Below are 19,207 nucleotides of genomic sequence, written 5' to 3'. Positions count from 1 at the left end.
CGTGGGCGGCGTGCCGCCCCGCCCCGTCAGGCGTTAGCCGGCGCCTTCAGCACGGTCCATTCGATCGGCACCGGGTCCGAATCGGCGCTGCCGAGCCAGGCTGCGCCGTCCTGCACCGTGCATTGCAGCCGCATAGTCCGCTCAGCCAGCTTGCCGAGCGCGGCGCCGACGTCTTCGCCGAGCGTCCAGACCGTTACGTTACGCAGCCGGTCCACCTTGTTGCGAATCCCCTGCCACCAGATCTCGGAAGTCCGGCCGCCGTAAGCGATCACCACGACCTCATTGGAGCGGCCGCTCGCTTTGGCGATGCGCCGCTCGTCGGGCTGGCCGACCTCGATCCAGGTTTCGATTGCGCCGGTTAGGTCTTTCTGCCACAGATCGGGTTCGTCGGTGTCCGACAAGCCTTTGCAGAATTCCAGCCGCTCCTGCGCGAACAGCGCGAACGCCGCCACGCGCACCATCATGCGTTCGTCGGTTTCCGACGGATGGCGCGCGATCGTCAGCGCGTGATCGGCGTAGTAGTGCCGATCCATGTCAGCAATCTGCAGTTCCGCCTTGTAAATCGTCGATTTGAGAGCCATGCCACACCAGGGGCCCGCACCGGCGGACCGCACAGAAAAGGAATCATCGGCGGCTTGTTGCCGCTTGCCGTGTTGTTTGTACATCGCTCGCTCCTCCACAGGCTGCGGGGGCCGTGCAACGTTGCCAGATGAAGATGACAGCGAAACGGCGCCGGCCGGGCTGCAGCCGTTAGATGGCGAGGTCGGTCATGCACGATGGGTCGCTTGCCGTGGCTGCTGTCTGCAGCCATTCCTCAGCATTTAACGTGCCATCGCGAGGTCGAAGGCCGCACCTTACACGCGTGCGGCCGCTGTGCGCAAGCTTTCCCGCCCTTTCCCGCCGTCGGCGCCGCTGACGGCGAACGCGGAGATGAGCGCGTCGATGGTCCGGAACGTCTCAATTCTGCATCGTCGGACCATTGGGATCGGTTTCGGGACGTCGCCGTGTTGCAGCGATTGATGTACCAGATTTACAGCCAGGTTCAGGCCGGCCTGCCGGTTAGAGGTGGGCGGCCCGGTCACGCCGGAGTCGGCGCCTGAGTGAGTGCTCGTCGCATTTCCCTGCGAGAGACTTGATGCTAAAACGTATCACTGAGCATCAGTTCGTTGAGCGGACTGAGCCTGGAAAACGAAACGGCCGGGCGATTGCCCAGCCGCTCTCATTGGCGTCGATCGCCAACGCAAACTTTTATCCATACCAATTCATCACACGGCCCGTTTAAAGGACCGCAGCGTAGCAATCATGCAGGCCGGATTTAAAACCCGGTCGTAGCGCGTTTATTGCTTGATGAATCGATCGTTAGCCCAGAGGCCTTGCGTATCGCTATTGGCCGCATTGACGAATTCCACGTCATGTCCAACTACACGGACGACGCGGAAACTCGAATTCTCCGGAGTCGAAATGCATTGGTAGCCGGAGAAGAATTCCTGCATCTGCTGCTGTTCGCCGGCCTGCGCATGCTGATCGGCGGCGTCGAGCTTATCCTTCGACAGGCAGCCATATGCGTTCGGCTTGAACTGGATAGTTTGCTGCGGCTTGATCACGCTGTCTTGGGCCTGCACCGCGGATGCGGCTACCAATCCCGCAACGGCGAAAAGAATAGCGACTTGTGCTTTCATATGTGCCTCCGTGCGGGTAATTGCTCAGGTTAGCTATGTATTTAACTTCTAGATCACACCCGCATCTTGCACTTTAGAAGAAACCGGGCGGGCGACAAGCACATCTTGTGTGCGCTCGCAACAGTGGCGAATTGCCGCACCCGCTGTCGCAGGGTATTTGCAGCGTCTGAATGACGTTAAAAGGCCGCGTTGTGACGGATTCCTTAAAGTCAGATAGCGCGCATTGCTTTAACTGACAACCCTCCGCGGGGTGCATACGAGTAAACGAGCACCCCTAATTAAGCGACTTAATACGAAAATCTGCAGACTTGATGCGGCGCACACAAAGTCATTCCACAGATAATTTAAAAAGCGGCAGATAAGGGGGTAAATGCAGAATAAAAAGAGTGCCAGGTCTGCTGGCACTCGACATGCGAGGGGGACGGCGATGCGCTCGCTCGTGGCTACGGGAACCTGCGTCAATCGTTGCGCGGATTCGCCGCAAAGAACTCCTGCTGGAACATGCACATGCGCAAGGCATTGTGGTACTCGCCGTTGCCGAAAAACTCTTCAATCAGTTCGGCTTCATGCCTGAAGCCGCATTTCTCGTAGACGTGTATCGCGGCAGCATTCGTCTTGTCGACGATCAGATAGATCTTGCGCAGATTCAGCACCGAAAATGCGTAATCGATCGCGAGCCGGGTGGCGACGCTCGCGTAGCCGCGGCCCTGTGCCTGCGGGGCGATGATGATCTGGAATTCGCCGCGCCGGTGGATGTAGTCGAGTTCGATCAGCTCGACGAGACCAACCGTCTCGCCGTCGTTATCGATCGCGACGAAACGGCGTTCGCGCTGATCGTGCACGTGCCGATCGTAGAGTTGTGACAGTTCGGAGAAGGTTTCGTATGGTTCTTCGAACCAGTAACGCATGATCTTCGCGTTGTTGTTCACTTCATGGACGAAGCGCAGATCGTGGCGCTCCAGCGGCCTTAAGGTCAGCCTGGTATCGCGTTCAATAGTCATGGGATTCCCCTCGAGAATTATTGGTTTTGATTGCGCCGGATTGACCACGACGAAACGACATGACCAGCATGTCCAGCGGCCCTGATTTCCAGCGAGTCAGGGTTAGTCCGGCGCCGCGCCAGGGAGTTCGAGGCAGACGTTCCGGACCGCGACGCCGCGATGCTCGCGCGACAAGGCGTGGCAAGGGATTTGCAGAGGCGGGGCGGCGCGTTGCCGCAGATGGGGCAGGATGCTTGTGAGCGCGGGGACACATTCCGAACACACGGAGTGCGGCTACAATGCAATCAAGGATTGGGCAATAGGAGGATGCTGTGATGGAGCACCTGATATTGGGCGCATTTCTGGTCGTGCCGCTGCTGATCGTCGCATTCCTTTTCTCCGATGAGTTATGGCAGGAACATCGGCTGCGCGCTCAGAAAGATCACCCGTGGCATATCGACTGGCATCATCCTTTGCGCAGTCTGTTGCATCGCCATTGATGGAGCGTCGAGGTGTTCAGCGCGCTCCGTTGCCTAGCTGGGCACGGATGCGTTGCGCGAACCCTTCGAGCGTCGCCTGCTCGGCTATTTCTCGCCCGTGCATGCGCAACGGCACGCCGTCCCAACGCGGGATGACGTGAAAGTGCACATGCGCGACGGTTTGTCCCGCCGCTGCGCCGTTGAACTGGCCGATAAACATGCCGTCCGGCCGCAGCGCCTCGCGCAACGCGAGGGCGATTCGCTGCGTCATGCGCATGCATGACACGGTTGCCGCGTCGGAGAGGTCGAAGATCTCGGCGGCGGCTTCTTTGGGCACCACCAGCACATGCCCGTCCGCTTGCGGCATCAGGTCCATGAAGGCCAGCGTGTCATCCGTCTCCGCGACTTTGATGCACGGTAGTTCACCCCGCAAAATTCTCGCGAATGGATTGCTTTCGTCGTATTTCATGGCGCTCCTTGAGTGGGTCGGGTTGTCGCGTGTGCGGTTGCGTAGGGTTGCGTGTCTTTGCGTGAAGCGCAGCGGATTTTTTTACCACAGGATCATGATGCGACTGCCTGCCGGGCGCAAGCAGAGGGGCGTTGCATGAGCGACGCGCTGTCAAGCGGCGGCGCTTCCCGCTGCTTACGCCGGTAATGCCCGGTTACCACTTGCATCATCTGTATCCGCCGTTCGCGATCACAATCCGCTCCATGTGCTTACATGGCCTGATGGCGGAGCAAAAAATGCGAAAAATAGCGGCAGCGGTATTGATGGTCGGCGGTCTGGTCGTCGCCGGTCAGGCTTCGGCTCACGACGGGGCGGATGTGGTCGGCGCGCTGATCGGCGGAGCGGTGCTGGGCGCGGTGGTCAGCTCGGCGCTGAATCCTGCGCCGCCGGTCGTGTATCAGGCACCGGCCTATGCGCCCGTGTATCAGGCGCCGGTCGTCTACCAGGCGCCGGTGTACCAGCCCGCGCCTGTGGATGCAGGGCCGCCGCCGGGATATTGCTACGATCGGTACCAAGGGGCATACGTTGCATGCGGCCCGGTTCCGGCGGGGCCGTATGGCTATGCGCCGCCGCCCCAGCCGGGTTGGTAAGCCGGGTTGTAAAGAGTGTCTCGTGCATGAGACGGCGTGACCGATTCCGCATGAATGCGGCCGCCGTCTCCTAGTAGGTTCACTCTATGGGTTAAACCCGCGTGTTGTGCCCGAGCACTAAAGTTTGTGCACAATTGGCCGTCATCCTGGCAATGAACAACGAACGATTCATCCCTTTCGGGCCGGACGATTCGCAGTATCTCGAGGCGCGAGCACTCGCGCTGAGCGTCGCTGCCATCCGCAAGGCTCAGGGAAAGAGAAATCCGGTCGATTACGCAGTCGGCTCACCCGATTGGGAGGCTGCGGACGAGGAATTTGCGCGGGACGTATTGCGCATACTCGACGGTCGATAGGTCACAGGCTTCAGACCTTGGGCCGGCTGCCGGTTCCCCCATCGCGGGCTGCGCACGCTGCCTGCGCGTGCGCCGCGCCTCAGTGCCGGTGCCGCATCCAGTCCACGTGATGCGTATCGAGCCAGCGTTCCCGACGCCCGCTCCGATCGCCGTGGTCACCATCGTGACGGAAATGCGAAACGGCCCACAACGCGACTCCCACCACCGCCATGACCAGTGGTCCCAGCAAATAAGCCATTACCGATTCATTCATGAGACCCTCCGTCGAACTCGCGAGCGCCGCACCGTTCATCGTTTTATTTTAGGCGATCGCCGCGCGAAAGCAGGGTGTTAACTGAAGTCGATTCGTGCCAGTGGGCCAGCATAAAATCGCCAAACTTAAGCGCAATCTTGGTTTGCCTTCGCACATCCGCGGGCAGCGGACTGAGCGACGATGCGTCTGCGCTACGCCGGTCCCCGGATAGCGCGTGTGAGAAGAGCAGTATCCCTTGGCCCGCCTCGTGCGGGCCTTCTTTCTTGTGCGCAGAAGGACGGGCGGCATCGAGGTTCGAGGGATCCCGATCGCCGTCCTCACCCATGTCCTGGTAATTGGACATTTACCTATTAAAAGCGTTAGCGGCAACCTAAGATGAATCTCACCGGTTTTCAACGTCTGGTGACGATTACCGACGAGACAAGGGGCAACCATGGACGAGACAACAGTGGGTGTCGCGATGGGCTTCTCGGTGCTGCTGATTGCCGTGTTGTTCGTGATCGGACACTACCGGCGCGAGCACTTGCGGCGGCGTTTGATTCGCGGGATGCATGGACAGCGCCTGTACGATTTCACCCGGCCCAGGCACTGAGTGCGCTCAGCGGATGTTGTGTTTCTCGAACCATTTGATCAGCCGGTCGCGGTTGATATGGGTCGCCCGTATCGCGGTGCCGAACACGACCAGGATGGCCGCCATCGATATCGCAAGCATTGACTCTGTCATGGCTGCCTCCCCCAAGCATGCAACCTTGCTTGTAGTTTAGGCGGCCAGAAATGGGCGAGGGGAGGCGTGACGGTTGAATTTCGCGGTGGCGTCCGGCGTGGCAAAACACGTGGGAATTGCCCGCGGAAAGCACGCTGGACATGCGCGGTGAAGGAGGTCAACAAAAAGGCCGCCAAATCGGCGGCCAAAAACGGTACAACATGCGCGGGGGATCACGCACGGGACTGACTCTAAGCCATCGCAATTGAGGATGCGTCTTGAGCGCCGCATCATTCTGTGATTTGTCGGAATCGGACTGCATTGGCTGTTAAATGTCTCGCGCGTACCGGGCAATCCGGCGCGCGATGAATTGTTCTGGATGGCTAACGGTCGGGCGGTGAACATGGCTGCCGAAAGCCATCCGACGAAACCGCGTACGGCGGTTTGGTTGCAGGTGTGACCGGCTCTTGTGGCGATCGCCCGCCATGTGCGGCGCTGGCATGTCGGGGCGCAGTTGCAGCCTTGCGCGCTGTGGCTCGTCACCGGTTTGATCAGGGTTTACTCCTGATCCGATAACAATCCCTTCCGGGCGCGATGCTTAATTTTAAGTGTGCACTTACCTAGACTGTCATCACTGGTTGCGAACAAGGGTGTTCGTAGCAGGACAAGAACAGATTCTCGAGGTAAGTCATCATGAAATCGCTGATTCAAGCCGTTGTGGTTGCCGCTGCTTTGGTCGCTCCGGCCTTGTCGTTTGCCCAATCGAATGCGCCTGTGACTCGTGCTCAGGTTCGTGCCGAGCTCGTTCAGGTTGAAAAGGCCGGCTATCGTCCGGGTGACGACGAAATTCATTACCCCGTGGCCGTGCAGGCCGCCGAAGCGCGCATTGCCGCTCTGAACGGCGCGGCTAGCGGTTACGGTGGAGTCGGGAGCGGCGTGTCGGACTCGGGCCGCAGCAAGGTATCGACCGCTGACTGGAACGCGATGTATAGCCGTCCGTAAGACGTTATTGCGGTGCCCGGGTGGGATGTTTAGTGCATCCCGCTCCAAGGCCGCGAGGGGCGAGTGCGTAGCGATTGCGGACGAGCGGCGTGGGCGAAGTTGCGGATCAACCGGGTGGTCGGGAGCGCCTGCGGCTGGATAGATTCGTCGCAGGTGTGTCTACGTCAAGTAACCTTGCGAAAATACATTTGTTTGTTTTCTGACGTGAGTTACATCGATTGAAGCATAAAGCTGTGTACCAAAAAAGTACTTCAATCAACACACGCCAATGCTTCCAATCTGTCCTACTAGGTTCAGCGCCTCCAACCGCTAGGACACCGCCCGAGCGCGGTCTGCGCCGGCCTGCGGGCTTTGCGCGATCTGCGCCTCCACGAAATCCGCCCATTGCTGCAACACACTACGCTGCCCGGCGCTCAGCTCCGCTGCGTCTGACGCGTTCTCTTTAGGCGTACGCGCCAGCGCCATCTCGATAGCGTCAGTCGGTAGGCCCATCGTCTGCAAATGTGCCTGCGCTGTACGTCTGAAGTCGTGCAAAACGAAGTGCTCCACGTCGAGTCCGAGCGCTTTGACGGCCTGATTCAGCGTGCTCTTCGCAATGGGACGATCCTCACCCCTGACCGTCGGAAACACGAAGGTCCGGCTGCTCTTCGTTCCGCGTAACTCGCGCAGCATCGCTACGGCCTGATGCGGCAAATACACTTCGTGTTCGCGGCCGCTTTTCATCCGTGCGGCGGGGATTTTCCATAGGGCCGCTTTGAGGTCGAACTCGGCCCAGGTCGCTTCGATCAGTTCGGACTTGCGGACCATCGTCAGCACGAGCAGATGCAACGCGAGCTTCAACGGCCGGCGAATGCGCGAGACGTCGATGGCGCGCAGCGTGGTGCCGAGCTCCTCGGCGGTGAGTACGCGGGTGCGGCTGTCCGGCGTGGCGATCAAGCGCGCCGGGATAATCTCTGCCGGATTGTGAGTGGCGAGCTGCCGCGCGATCAGGAATTCGTATAGCCGCTTGACGACATTGCGCGTATGCAGCGCCATCTTGGGCGAACCGCGCGACTTGATGCGTTCGCAAATCGCGAGGACGTCGTCGGACGTCACCGCGCCGATCGGCTTGTTGCCGATGGCTCGCAGCACGTCCTTGTCGAGCGCGCGCCGCGTCGTACGCTGGTATTCGTCGGACTTGCTGGCCATGGCCGCCGTCATGTACAGCTCGGCCGCGTCGCGCAGCAGGTCGACGCGCTTTTCCGCGCCCCGGTCGCGCCGCGCGGTTGCCGCCGGCGATACGCCCGCCGCGACCATCTCAGCGTATTTGCGTGCCCGCTCACGCGCGACGCGCAGCGAAATCCGTTTGTAGTCCCCAATGGTTGTGAGCGGTTGCCGCTTGCCGTCGAGCGTATAGCGAAAGCGCCACACCTTGTTGCCGGTCGGCATGACCTCCAGGATCAGCCCATTGCCGTCCGCGACGGAGTAGCGGGTTGCGCGGGGTTCCATGGCGCGGATCTGGGTTTCGCTGAGAGGAGGGACTCTTTTCGGCATGGCTGGGTTTTTGGTACACAGAGTACTTGAAATCGGGGAAACGCTGATTTGTGTACCAAACAATGAGGGCTGAAAGAGCCTTGAAGTATAGCGATGCTCGGTTGATTTGACCCATGAAATTGGGTGTTTTATGGATTTTTGTAACCAGCTCGCAGCAACCGGTCACTTCCCAATACAGAATCGGCTAAAAATCACCCCCAAAAGATCGTCCGACGTAAACTCGCCAGTGATCGAATTGAGTTGCTCCTGCGCCAGTCGCAATTCCTCGGCGAACAGATCGAGCGCCTGAGCATTCTGGTCCGCATGTGCCGCTGCGGTTGCCAGATGCTCCTGGGCCGCGCGCAGGGCAATCAGGTGCCGCTCACGCGCCAGATAAACGCTTTCTGCGCCGGCTTGCCATCCGGCGATCCGTAGCAGCTCGGTGCGCAACAACGCGATGCCGTCGCCCTTCTTTGCGGACAAGCGCACTTCGCGCAAATCGACACCTGCGGTGTCATCCAGCGTTTGCACCGCAGGAGCGAGTTCGGTCAGATCCGTCTTGTTCAACACCCGCACCACCGGCACACCGGTTGGGAAACGGGCGCCAATCGCGTCATCCTCGGCCGTCATGCCGATCCGTGCATCGAGCAGATGCAGCACGACGTCCGCGCGTTCGATCTCGTTCCACGTACGCTCGATGCCGATTTTCTCCACCTCGTCCTCGGTCTCGCGCAGGCCGGCCGTGTCGATCACGTGCAGCGGAATGCCTTCGATCTGGATGGTCTGCGCAACCTTGTCGCGCGTCGTGCCGGCGATCGGCGTGACGATGGCCAGTTCGGCGCCTGCCAGCGCATTCAGCAGCGACGACTTGCCGACGTTCGGCTGCCCCGCCAGCACCACCGACAGCCCCTCGCGCAGCAGTGCGCCCTGGCGGGCCTCGTTCAGCACGTGAGCCAGTTGCTCGCGGATCCGGGCGAGCTTGCCGCGCGCATCCGCGGCTTCGAGGAAGTCGATCTCTTCCTCGGGGAAATCCAGCGTCGCCTCGACCAGCATCCGCAGCGTGATCACGTCTTCGACCATGGCGTGGATGTCGCGCGAGAACGCGCCTTCCAGCGAGCGGCCGGCCGAGCGCGCGGCCGCCTCGGTGCTTGCCTCGATCAGATCCGCGACGGCCTCGGCCTGGGCCAGATCGAGCTTGTCGTTGAGGAAGGCGCGGCGGGTGAACTCGCCGGGCTCCGCCAGACGCAGTCCGATCTCGCGCCCAGCGTCTATGCAGCGCTGCAGGAGCAGTTGCAGCACGATCGGGCCGCCGTGGCCTTGCAGCTCGAGCACATGCTCGCCGGTGTAGGAGTGCGGCGCCGGAAAGTACAGCGCGATGCCGCGGTCCAGTGCGTTGCCGCCGGCATCGAGAAACGGCACGTAGCTCGCGTGCCGCGGCGCCAGCGACTGGCCGGTGAGCGCGTGCATCAGCGGTTCGGCTGCTGCCGCGCCGGCCCGTCCGAACGAAATCCGGACTACGCCGATGCCACCACGACCGGGCGCGGTGGCAATGGCGACAATGGGATCGGAGTCAGTGGCGAGCATGGGTTCAGGAGCGAAAACGGAGGAACGGGAGACCCCTAAAAGGAGCGCGAGGCATTGTAACGCGGCCTGTTCGCGTGACTCCGGGTGGAAGCGGCGAGTCGGATTTTCAACCGTTTTGTCAGACAAATAAAGACTTATCTCACATAAGTTAAGATAAATCTGTCAGGCAAGTTCGATTGTCAAATGGATGCTTGGGGCGCAAGACGTCCACGGCAGAAGGAAAAAAGCCCACCTCGCCGAAATTGCGCGACGCTTTATCTGGCGCTTATCTTGGGCTAAAAATAGCTTAATTGCGCGAATTTATAGCCTAAACGGTTGTCCACTGATGGAGCGCCGGATTGCACAATCTGGTCCATGCCGACCTCCAAAGAAAAACTGGCGTTTGCCAAAAGGCTGCAAGATCAGATTGCCCGGAAAAACGTCAAGGGCGGGACTCAACTCGCCAGGCAATTCAATCTGCTGCATCGCGGCGAGGCGCCTGTGTCGCCGCAGACCGCGCACAAGTGGCTGACGGGCCGAACCATTCCAACGCCGGATAAACTGCAGACGCTTGCCGACTGGCTGGGCGTAGGTGTGCATTGGCTTCATTATGGACCGCCACCGCCGGTGGGCGGCACGAAAACCAAGCCGCTGGCCCCGGGCGAAACCTACCCGCTGACACCGGAAACGCTCCAGCTTGCTTCGAAGATCGAGGCGCTCGATCCGAAGCGCCGCCATCTCCTCGAAGAACTTCTCGACAGCCTGTACGACGCCGGCAAAGAGTGAATCCCGTGCGAACCGCGCGCCCAGTAAAAAAGCCGCCCGGTTTCGCACCGGGCGGCTTTTTTTGCAGCTCGCTTGTTGCCGTGGGGGAAGCAAACCCGCCGGGTTTGCTTCCAGCCCTCGGGCGGTAGCGCTTCTTACGCCGCCTTGGGCTTCGATTGCCCCATCATTCGCGTGATGTAGTACTGCTGGGCGATCGACAGCACGTTGTTGACCACGTAGTACAGCACCAGACCGGCCGGGAAGAAGAAGAACATGACCGAGAACGCGATCGGCATGAACATCATCATCTTGGCTTGAACCGGGTCCGGCGGCGTCGGGTTCAGACGCGTCTGCAGGAACATCGAGACGGCCATCAGCACCGGCAGGATGAAGAACGGATCTTGCTGCGACAGATCGTGAATCCACAGAATCCACGGCGCGCCGCGCATTTCCACCGACGACAGCAGCACCCAGTACAGCGAGATGAACACCGGAATCTGAATCACGACCGGCAGACAGCCGCCGAACGGATTGACCTTTTCGGTCTTGTACAGCTCCATCAGCGCCGCGTTCATCTTCTGCGGATCGCCCTTGAAGCGTTCGCGCAGGGCTTGCATGCGCGGCGTAATCGCCTTCATGCGTGCCATCGACTTGTAGCTGGCCGCCGACAGCGGGAAGAACACGGCCTTGATCAGCAGCGTGAGCAGCACGATCGACCAGCCCCAGTTGCCGACATAGCTGTGGATCTTTTCCAGCAGCCAGAACAGCGGCTTGGCGATGATCGTGACCCAGCCATAGTCCTTCACCAGTTCCAGACCCGGGGCGATGCCTTCCAGCATGCGCTCTTCTTCCGGACCGGCGAACAGACGCGCGGACACATCAGCCGATTGCCCCGGCGCAATGGTCGGCACCGGTTCCTTCACACCCACGCGATACAGCGCCGGATCGATCTTCTCGACATAGATGTTGCGCTTGACGCCTTGTTGCGGAATCCATGCCGTCGCGAAGTAGTGCTGGACCATCGCGATCCAGCCGTTGTCGGCCGAGGTCGCGTAATCTTCCTTGTTCTTGTCGATGTCGCTGAACGTCATCTTCTGGAAGTGGTGCTGATCCGTGTAGACAGCCGGTCCGATGAAGGTGTGCGAGAAGCGCGGCGTTTCCACCGGCTGGCTGTCGCGCACCAGTTCCATATAGACGGTCGGCGTCACCGGCGCCGTGCCCACGTTGACGATCTTCGTGTCGACGCCGATCACGTAGCTGCCGCGCGTGAACGTGTAGGTCTTCACGACCTTCACGCCACCCTTGACCGGCGATTCGAAGCTGAGCTGGAACGACTTGGCGTCGCCCGTCAGATCGTGCGGCTGGTTCGGGACCGGCGTGTAGATGTCATTGTGGTTCGGAAAATCGCCGCCCAAGAGACCCGTGCGCGCCAGATACGTGTGATCGGCGGTGTGGTCGAACAGGGTGATGACGAGATCCGGCTGCGTGCCGTTGCCCTTGTTGATCAGCGACAGCTTGGACAGCGTACCGCCGCGCGTGTCGATTTCGCCGCTGTAGACGTCAGTCGTGAACGGGATCAGTTGGGCCTGGGCTGCGGGCGCTGTGGCATTGCCCGGAGCGGAAGTGTTCGTCTGCGGCAGGTCCGCGGACTGGGTTCCCGGCGTCGTTGTGCCCGGCGCAGCGCTGGCCGCGGTTTGCGTCGGCGTGGCGCTCGGGAAGAACATCGACTGGCGTCCATGGTCGCGTTGCCAGTTGTCGAACAGCATGACCGCTGACATGAAGAAGATGACCCATAGGACGGTGCGTTTGATATCCATGCGTTGTCTCAGTGTCGATGGAACGGCGCGTCAGCGCTTTTCAGAAGTGGGAGGCGGGACAAGATCGATGCCGCCCGCCGAAAACGGGTGACAGCGGCACAGGCGCCTTGCGGCGAGGTAACTACCACGCGCGGCGCCATGATACTGGATTGCTTCGCGCGCGTAATCAGAGCAGGAAGGGTAAAAACGGCACCGGTTGCCGAGCAGAGGGCTCACGGCAACCTTGTAGAAACGCAATAAAGCGAAAAGTACCGTTTGCATGACTAGTGCGGCCAGGCGGCGCCGCCCAAGAAAGGATACCGGGCGACGCTCAGGCGGCCGGACCGCTTAAAGGGCCGCGCGAGCATCTCCATGAGCGTCATTGCGTCGCAGGCGCATCCGCGGGTGGCGCCTCACGACGGGCAATTTCGCGCGCTGCCTTGTCGAGCAACGCCTCTATTTCGCTACGGCACAGCGCCTTTAAAGGCGGCGACGAGGCGGCAGGCATTGCCTTCTTGTCGAAGCGCGTGTGCAAACGCAGTAGCACGTCCCAACCGCCGAAATCCGCGCGCCGCAGCCGGAAGGCCTCGCGCGCGAGACGGCGCACCAGATTACGTGTGACCGCGCGCGGCGCATACTTCTTGCCGATTACTAGGCCGAGGCGCGCGTCCTTGCCGGTAGGCCGGGCGTACACAACGAAGTGTGCGGTGCGGCGCCACGGGCGCAAACGAAAAACGGATGAGAATTCATCCGTTTTTAGCAGCCTTGCGGCTTTGGGGAAGGCGGCTTGCGCTCGCAACGGAACCGAGCCCTGTTGCTGCGCTGCTCCAGCCGTTCCCGCGCTGTCGCGGGTCTCGGGTTGCACAGACGGAGCGCGCAATCCGCTCGCCAGCCTTAGATGGCGAGGCGTTTGCGGCCCTTTGCGCGACGTGCGTTGATGACCTTGCGGCCACCAGCGGTCTTCATGCGAACGCGGAAGCCGTGGGTGCGCTTGCGACGGGTAACGGAAGGTTGGTAAGTACGTTTCATGTTGCTCTCACTTGGCAGAGAAATAACCGCGCGAGCATCGCGGAAAGTGCAATGGCCGGTGGTTCAAAAATTGGTTTTCGCGGAACCCGCTATTTAAACCCGTTTTCTTTTGGTCGTCAATAGTTTAGCGACGTATTCCACAGGCTGGGCCCGCGACAGACGAATGATCCGTCCCTGTGGATAACTCCCTTTCCTGGTTGTTTTGGCGGTAGAATCTCGTCCTACTTCCCAAAAATCCTGCACGCCGCTCCGGCTCGCTTGCTCCGCAAACCCTTGTGGCACAAGCGCCTGGAGCTGTTTCGCCTGGTCGCTCAGGGCCTTGTTGTGTATCCGCAACAGGGGCGCCGGCGGGCCGCCGTGCAAACATAACGACAGCAACTCGATGAACGATTTCTGGCAACACTGTTCCGCACTGCTAGAGCGTGAGCTAACGCCCCAGCAGTATGTGACGTGGATCAAACCGTTGGCCCCGGTTGCCTTCGACGCGGCAGCGAACACGCTGAGCATCGCAGCGCCCAACCGCTTCAAGCTTGACTGGGTCAAAAGCCAGTTTTCCGGCCGCATTTCCGATATGGCACGTGATTTTTGGCACGCGCCTGTCGATGTCCAGTTTGTCCTCGACCCGAAAGCCGGCATGCGCGCCGCTGCCGCGCCGGCACCGGCGCGTCCGTCGCAATTTGCCGGTAACAGCAGCACGGCTGCCGTGGATGCGGCCGTCGGCGCGGTGCAGGCGGCGCAGGCCGCCCGCAGCAACGGCGCCGCTGCTGCCGCGTACGCTTCAAACGCCGGGAATGGCGCCCGCAGCGCGCAACAGCACGACGCCGACGACGGCGCCGACCTCGATCTGCCGAGCCTCGACGCCAACGAAGCCGCCGCGGCGCGCCGCACGTGGCGCCCGGGCCAGAGCGCCGCTCAGCAAGGCAACGCCGAAAGCGACTCGATGTACGAGCGCTCGAAGCTCAACCCGGTGCTGACCTTCGACAATTTCGTGACCGGTAAGGCCAACCAGTTGGCGCGCGCGGCCGCAATCCAGGTGGCGGACAACCCCGGCATCTCGTACAACCCGCTGTTTCTGTACGGCGGCGTGGGCCTCGGCAAGACCCACCTGATTCATGCGATCGGCAATCAACTGTTGATGGACAAGGCCGGCGCGCGGATTCGTTATATCCATGCGGAACAGTATGTGTCCGACGTAGTGAAGGCGTACCAGCGCAAGGCGTTCGACGACTTCAAGCGCTACTACCATTCGCTCGACCTGCTGCTGATCGACGATATTCAGTTCTTCTCGGGCAAGTCGCGCACGCAGGAAGAATTCTTCTACGCGTTCGAAGCGCTGGTGGCCAACAAGGCCCAGGTGATCATTACGAGCGATACGTACCCGAAGGAAATATCGGGCATCGACGACCGGCTGATCTCGCGCTTCGACTCGGGCCTGACGGTGGCGATCGAGCCACCCGAGCTGGAAATGCGCGTGGCAATCCTGATGCGCAAGGCGCAATCCGAAGGCGTGAGCCTGAATGAGGATGTGGCGTTCTTCGTCGCCAAGCACCTGCGCTCGAACGTCCGCGAACTGGAAGGCGCGCTGCGCAAGATCCTCGCGTACTCGAAGTTCCATGGCCGCGAAATTTCCATCGAGCTGACCAAAGAAGCGCTGAAAGACCTGCTGACGGTGCAGAACCGGCAGATTTCGGTGGAAAACATCCAGAAGACGGTGGCGGACTTTTACAGCATCAAGGTCGCCGACATGTATTCGAAGAAGCGGCCGGCGAACATTGCGCGGCCGCGCCAGATTGCGATGTATCTGGCGAAGGAACTGACGCAGAAGAGTTTGCCGGAAATCGGCGAACTGTTCGGCGGGCGCGACCATACGACGGTGTTGCACGCGGTGCGCAAGATTGCCGACGAGCGGAGCAAGGACGCGCAGTTGAACCACGAACTGCACGTGCTCGAGCAGACCCTGAAGGGCTAAGGCTGGGCTGACCTGAGGGCGGCTCCGGGGAGAACCTCGGAGTCGCAGCGGTGCTGCTCAAAATTTGGGCAGGAAGCAGCGAAAATCGACCTGTTTATTTCGGAACTCGCCCCCATTTTAGGGGAGCGCTTCTGTTTTCAGGCACAATACAGGTTTAACCGCCCGGCGGCTGAGGGCGGATGTACGCCGTGACTGGCGCAGCGTAGCGCCGGCGGGGGCCGGGGCCGCGTGCAGGATTGCCGAGCGAGGCGCGCAGGCCGTCACATCAACGAAGGAACTCTATGCAACTGGTCAAGACCGAACGCGATAACCTCCTCAGGCCGCTGCAAACCGTGAGCGGCATCGTCGAACGCCGCCATACGTTGCCGATCCTCGCCAACTTGCTGATTACCAAGAACGGCCCCGACGTGTCGTTCCTGTCCACCGACCTCGAACTGCAGATCACCACGCACGGCGACTTCGGCGTGGGCGGCGATTCGGTCGCGACAACGGTAGCGGCGCGTAAGCTGCTCGACATTCTGCGTGCCATGCCCGACGGCCAGGTCACGCTGACGCTGAACGACAAGCGTCTCACCGTGCAGTCCGGCAAGAGCCGCTTTGCGCTGCAGACGCTGGCCGCCGACGAGTTCCCGACCGTCGCTCAAGCCAAAGATTTCGGCGCGAACCTGGTGGTTCCCCAGAAGACGTTCCGCCAACTGCTCGGCATGGTCCATTTCTCCATGGCCCAGCAGGACATTCGCTACTACCTGAACGGCATGCTGCTGGTGGTGGACGGCGACCAGTTGATGGCAGTGGCAACGGACGGCCACCGTCTGGCGTTCTCGTCCATGAAGATCGAAGGCTCGTTTGCGCGCCAGGAAGTGATTATTCCGCGCAAGACGATTCTCGAACTGCAGCGTCTGCTGGAAGATATCGACGACACGCTGAAGATCGACATTGCACCGAGCCAGGTGAAGTTCACCTTCGGTCAGGTCGAACTGGTGTCGAAGCTGGTGGAAGGGAAATTCCCGGACTTCCAGCGCGTGATTCCGAAGTCGCACAAGAACCAGTTCCTGATTGGCCGCGAAGAACTGCAGCGTTCGCTGCAACGCGCAGCGATTCTGACCTCGGACAAATTCAAGGGCGTGCGCTGCATCATCGAGCCGGGCCAGTTGAAGATCATGTCGACCAACGCCGACCAGGAAGAAGCGCAGGAAGAACTGGAAATTGCGTACACCGGCGACAGCGTCGATATCGGGTTTAACGTCACGTATCTGCTCGACGTGCTGGCGAACCTGAAGGTCGACATGCTGCAAGTGAGCCTGGGCGATGCCAGCTCCAGCGCGTTGATCACCATTCCCGAGAACGACGAATTCAAATACGTCGTGATGCCGATGCGCATCTGACGCGTCCAACATCAAGAAGAACACCAAGGGGCGCAGCGCCCCTTTGGCGTTTTTATGGTGTTTTGAAAAGTCCCGAGCAGCAACCCAGCAGCAACGCAGAACCGGAAAAAATCCATGACTGAACTGAACAATTCGCAACCCGATACCAGCTACGGCGCCTCTTCAATTCAGATCCTCGAGGGTCTGGAGGCGGTCCGCAAGCGACCCGGGATGTACATCGGGGATACATCGGACGGCACCGGTTTGCACCACCTCGTATTCGAAGTGCTGGACAACGCGATCGACGAAGCGTTGGCCGGGCATTGCAACGACATCCAGGTGATCATCCACGCGGACAACTCGGTCTCGGTGACCGATAACGGCCGCGGCGTGCCGACCGGCCTGAAGATGGACGACAAGCACGACCCGAAGCGCAGCGCCGCTGAAATCGTAATGACCGAGCTGCACGCCGGCGGTAAGTTCGACCAGAACAGCTACAAGGTGTCCGGCGGCCTGCACGGCGTGGGCGTGTCGTGCGTGAACGCGCTGTCGGCGTGGCTGCGCCTGACCATTCGCCGCGACGGCAAGAAGCACTTCATGGAATTCCACCGTGGCGTGCCGCAGAACCGTATCCTCGAAGAGATCGATGGCGTGGCCGTCTCGCCGATTCAGGTGACCGGCGATACCGAAAATCGTGGCACGGAAGTGCACTTCCTCGCCGACGAGACGATTTTCGGCAACATCGAATACCACTACGACATTCTGGCCAAGCGGATTCGCGAGCTGTCGTTCCTGAATAACGGCGTGCGGATTCGCCTGCTGGATCAGCGCACCGGCAAGGAAGAAGATTTCGCGTTTGTGGGCGGCGTGAAGGGCTTTGTTGAGTACATCAACAAGAACAAGGCCGTGCTGCACCCGAATATTTTCCACATCAGCGGCGAGAAGGATGGCGTGGGCGTGGAAGTGGCTATGCAGTGGAACGATAGCTACAACGAGAACGTGCTGTGCTTCACCAATAACATTCCGCAGCGCGATGGCGGGACGCACTTGACCGGCCTGCGCGCCGCGATGACGCGGGTGATGAACAAGTACATCGCCGATCATGAGATTGCCAAGAAAGCGAAGGTCGAGACCTCCGGCGACGACATGCGCGAAGGGTTGTCGTGCGTGCTCTCCGTGAAGGTGCCGGAGCCGAAGTTCTCGGCGCAGACCAAGGACAAGCTGGTTTCTTCCGAGGTGCGGGCGCCGGTGGAGGATGTGGTCGCCAAGGCGCTCGAGGAATTCCTGCTGGAAACGCCGAACGACGCCAAGATCATCTGCAGCAAGATTGTGGATGCGGCGCGGGCGCGCGATGCGGCTCGCAAGGCGCGCGAGATGACGCGGCGTAAGGGCGTACTCGATGGCGTTGGTTTGCCTGGGAAGCTGGCGGATTGCCAGGAGAAGGATCCGGCTAAGTCTGAAATCTATATCGTCGAGGGTGACTCGGCAGGTGGGTCGGCCAAGCAAGGGCGGGATCGAAAGTTTCAGGCTATTTTGCCGCTGCGCGGCAAGGTGCTTAACGTCGAGAAGGCGCGCTATGACAAGCTGCTTTCTTCGGAGCAGATTGTTACGTTGATCACGGCGCTCGGTTGCGGGATCGGCAAGGAAGACTACAACCTCGAGAAGCTGCGTTATCACCGCATCATCATCATGACCGATGCTGACGTGGACGGCGCGCACATCCGGACGCTGTTGCTGACGTTCTTCTATCGGCAGATGCCGGAGATGATCGAGCGTGGGTTCATTTATATCGCGCAGCCGCCGCTTTACAAGATCAAGGCTGGTAAGGATGAGCGGTATCTGAAGGATGGGGCTGAGCTTAATGCTCATATGCTCAAGCTCGCGCTCAATGGGTCGGAGCTTGTGCCGGCGGAGAATGCTACGGCGATTGCTGGGGATGCGTTGGGTGAGCTTGCGCGGTCTTATCTGCTCGCGCAGGCTGTGGTCGATCGGTTGAGCCGGTTGTATGACGCTGGGGCGCTCGAGGCTGTCATGGATGGGGTTCTTATTGATCTCTCCAGTGAAGCGGCCGCTGAGGCTTCGGCTAAGGCGCTTGAGGAGAAGCTTAGGGACGATCCGCTGAAGCCGGAAGTGCGGGTTACGACTATGTATGACCAGGTGCGGGAGCTAAGGTCGCTGCGCGTGTCGCGGACGCATCATGGGAATCAGAAGGTTTCTGTTCTCGATGAAGAGTTTCAGTTGACCGCTGACTATCAGCAGCTTGTGAATACGGCGCTTACCTTCAAGGGGCTGATTGGTAATGGGGCTGTGATCAAGCGGGGTGAGCGGAGTATGGCTGTTAGCGACTTCAAGAGCGCTATGAAGTGGTTGATTGCTGATGCTGAGCGGAATGTTTCCAAGCAGCGTTACAAAGGCTTGGGCGAGATGAATCCTGAGCAGCTTTGGGAGACGACTATGGATCCCAATGTTCGTCGTTTGCTTCGGGTGCAGATTGAGGATGCTATTGCGGCTGATGGGATTTTCACCACTCTTATGGGGGATGATGTCGAGCCGCGTCGGGCGTTTATTGAGTCGAATGCGCTTAGGGCGGGGAATATTGACGTTTGATGCTTTCATGCTCTCAAAGAGCATATCAGGATGTATCTACTGCGGACTAGCCCAG

Annotated in this window: 22 protein-coding genes; 9 read left to right on the top strand and 13 right to left on the bottom strand. The window is 60.4% G+C overall.

Annotated features, from left to right (window positions below; all coding sequences use genetic code 11):
- Positions 1-26: 26 nt before the first annotated feature.
- The 3 genes from AC1ECK_RS03705 to speG form a co-directional block, all read right to left on the bottom strand.
- The gene (locus AC1ECK_RS03705; RefSeq protein ID WP_480315983.1) at positions 27-581 is read right to left on the bottom strand and encodes a YaeQ family protein; all 555 of its coding nucleotides are present in this window, start codon (positions 579-581) and stop codon (positions 27-29) included.
- Between the two features lie 756 nt (positions 582-1,337).
- Positions 1,338-1,679: a surface attachment protein Sap1 gene (gene sap1 / locus AC1ECK_RS03700; RefSeq protein WP_480315981.1), complete on the bottom strand. Its 342-nt coding sequence runs from the start codon at positions 1,677-1,679 to the stop codon at positions 1,338-1,340.
- Positions 1,680-2,137: 458 nt separating this feature from the next.
- Entirely contained in the window at positions 2,138-2,680 is a 543-nt protein-coding gene (speG, locus tag AC1ECK_RS03695; protein WP_480315979.1) for a spermidine N1-acetyltransferase, read from the bottom strand.
- A 311-nt stretch (positions 2,681-2,991) separates the two neighbouring features.
- Here speG and AC1ECK_RS03690 point away from each other — a divergent pair, with 311 nt between their 5' ends.
- Positions 2,992-3,159, top strand: coding sequence for a hypothetical protein (locus AC1ECK_RS03690; RefSeq protein ID WP_480315977.1), 168 nt, complete (start codon positions 2,992-2,994; stop codon positions 3,157-3,159).
- 16 nt (positions 3,160-3,175) lie between these two features.
- Here the strand turns inward: AC1ECK_RS03690 and AC1ECK_RS03685 are convergent, their stop codons facing one another.
- Positions 3,176-3,607 (bottom strand): HIT family protein, encoded by a 432-nt coding sequence (locus AC1ECK_RS03685; RefSeq protein WP_480315975.1) that lies wholly within the window; start codon positions 3,605-3,607, stop codon positions 3,176-3,178.
- Between the two features lie 275 nt (positions 3,608-3,882).
- On the opposite strand from AC1ECK_RS03685, the gene AC1ECK_RS03680 reads away from it, so the two are divergent.
- Together AC1ECK_RS03680 and AC1ECK_RS03675 are read left to right on the top strand one after the other, a co-directional pair.
- Positions 3,883-4,236, top strand: a complete 354-nt coding sequence (locus AC1ECK_RS03680; RefSeq protein ID WP_480315973.1) for an ecotin precursor — start codon at positions 3,883-3,885, stop codon at positions 4,234-4,236.
- Between the two features lie 134 nt (positions 4,237-4,370).
- A complete protein-coding gene (locus AC1ECK_RS03675) occupies positions 4,371-4,589 on the top strand; it encodes a hypothetical protein (RefSeq protein WP_480315971.1) in 219 nt (72 codons plus the stop codon).
- A 79-nt stretch (positions 4,590-4,668) separates the two neighbouring features.
- Here AC1ECK_RS03675 and AC1ECK_RS03670 read toward each other — a convergent pair whose 3' ends face one another.
- Complete coding sequence (locus AC1ECK_RS03670; protein ID WP_480315969.1) at positions 4,669-4,842, bottom strand: hypothetical protein; 174 nt, start codon at positions 4,840-4,842, stop codon at positions 4,669-4,671.
- 43 nt (positions 4,843-4,885) lie between these two features.
- Positions 4,886-5,185: a hypothetical protein gene (locus tag AC1ECK_RS03665; protein WP_480315967.1), complete on the bottom strand. Its 300-nt coding sequence runs from the start codon at positions 5,183-5,185 to the stop codon at positions 4,886-4,888.
- A gap of 90 nt (positions 5,186-5,275) precedes the next feature.
- Here AC1ECK_RS03665 and AC1ECK_RS03660 point away from each other — a divergent pair, with 90 nt between their 5' ends.
- A complete protein-coding gene (locus AC1ECK_RS03660; RefSeq protein ID WP_480315965.1) occupies positions 5,276-5,434 on the top strand; it encodes a hypothetical protein in 159 nt (52 codons plus the stop codon).
- A gap of 6 nt (positions 5,435-5,440) precedes the next feature.
- Here the strand turns inward: AC1ECK_RS03660 and AC1ECK_RS03655 are convergent, their stop codons facing one another.
- A complete protein-coding gene (locus AC1ECK_RS03655; protein ID WP_480315963.1) occupies positions 5,441-5,566 on the bottom strand; it encodes a hypothetical protein in 126 nt (41 codons plus the stop codon).
- A gap of 672 nt (positions 5,567-6,238) precedes the next feature.
- Here AC1ECK_RS03655 and AC1ECK_RS03650 point away from each other — a divergent pair.
- Complete coding sequence (locus AC1ECK_RS03650) at positions 6,239-6,547, top strand: DUF4148 domain-containing protein (RefSeq protein ID WP_480315961.1); 309 nt, start codon at positions 6,239-6,241, stop codon at positions 6,545-6,547.
- Between the two features lie 309 nt (positions 6,548-6,856).
- On the opposite strand, the gene AC1ECK_RS03645 is transcribed toward AC1ECK_RS03650, so the two are convergent.
- Together AC1ECK_RS03645 and mnmE are read right to left on the bottom strand one after the other, a co-directional pair.
- On the bottom strand, positions 6,857-8,080 hold the full coding sequence (locus AC1ECK_RS03645; RefSeq protein WP_480315959.1) for a tyrosine-type recombinase/integrase: 1,224 nt from the start codon (positions 8,078-8,080) through the stop codon (positions 6,857-6,859).
- Positions 8,081-8,242: 162 nt separating this feature from the next.
- The gene (gene mnmE / locus AC1ECK_RS03640) at positions 8,243-9,643 is read right to left on the bottom strand and encodes a tRNA uridine-5-carboxymethylaminomethyl(34) synthesis GTPase MnmE (RefSeq protein WP_480315956.1); all 1,401 of its coding nucleotides are present in this window, start codon (positions 9,641-9,643) and stop codon (positions 8,243-8,245) included.
- Positions 9,644-9,997: 354 nt separating this feature from the next.
- On the opposite strand from mnmE, the gene AC1ECK_RS03635 reads away from it, so the two are divergent.
- A complete protein-coding gene (locus tag AC1ECK_RS03635; RefSeq protein WP_480315954.1) occupies positions 9,998-10,408 on the top strand; it encodes an XRE family transcriptional regulator in 411 nt (136 codons plus the stop codon).
- 134 nt (positions 10,409-10,542) lie between these two features.
- On the opposite strand, the gene yidC is transcribed toward AC1ECK_RS03635, so the two are convergent.
- From yidC to rpmH, 4 genes are all read right to left on the bottom strand, one after another.
- A complete protein-coding gene (yidC, locus tag AC1ECK_RS03630; protein WP_480315952.1) occupies positions 10,543-12,204 on the bottom strand; it encodes a membrane protein insertase YidC in 1,662 nt (553 codons plus the stop codon).
- Between the two features lie 30 nt (positions 12,205-12,234).
- Positions 12,235-12,465, bottom strand: a complete 231-nt coding sequence (gene yidD / locus AC1ECK_RS03625) for a membrane protein insertion efficiency factor YidD (protein WP_480315950.1) — start codon at positions 12,463-12,465, stop codon at positions 12,235-12,237.
- A 97-nt stretch (positions 12,466-12,562) separates the two neighbouring features.
- Complete coding sequence (gene rnpA / locus AC1ECK_RS03620) at positions 12,563-13,063, bottom strand: ribonuclease P protein component (RefSeq protein WP_480315948.1); 501 nt, start codon at positions 13,061-13,063, stop codon at positions 12,563-12,565.
- A 14-nt stretch (positions 13,064-13,077) separates the two neighbouring features.
- A complete protein-coding gene (rpmH, locus tag AC1ECK_RS03615) occupies positions 13,078-13,212 on the bottom strand; it encodes a 50S ribosomal protein L34 (RefSeq protein WP_004198824.1) in 135 nt (44 codons plus the stop codon).
- Positions 13,213-13,594: 382 nt separating this feature from the next.
- On the opposite strand from rpmH, the gene dnaA reads away from it, so the two are divergent.
- The 3 genes from dnaA (at position 13,595) to gyrB (ending at position 19,152) form a co-directional block, all read left to right on the top strand.
- The gene (gene dnaA / locus AC1ECK_RS03610; RefSeq protein ID WP_480315946.1) at positions 13,595-15,181 is read left to right on the top strand and encodes a chromosomal replication initiator protein DnaA; all 1,587 of its coding nucleotides are present in this window, start codon (positions 13,595-13,597) and stop codon (positions 15,179-15,181) included.
- A gap of 281 nt (positions 15,182-15,462) precedes the next feature.
- On the top strand, positions 15,463-16,566 hold the full coding sequence (dnaN, locus tag AC1ECK_RS03605) for a DNA polymerase III subunit beta (RefSeq protein WP_074301176.1): 1,104 nt from the start codon (positions 15,463-15,465) through the stop codon (positions 16,564-16,566).
- 114 nt (positions 16,567-16,680) lie between these two features.
- Complete coding sequence (gyrB, locus tag AC1ECK_RS03600; protein WP_480315944.1) at positions 16,681-19,152, top strand: DNA topoisomerase (ATP-hydrolyzing) subunit B; 2,472 nt, start codon at positions 16,681-16,683, stop codon at positions 19,150-19,152.
- Positions 19,153-19,207: the final 55 nt, after the last annotated feature.

The sequence above is a fragment of the Paraburkholderia sp. SSBN10T genome (genome assembly GCF_056619545.1).
The sequence above is the reverse complement of the archived record's forward strand: the minus strand, read 5'-3'. Positions and strand labels throughout refer to the sequence as shown.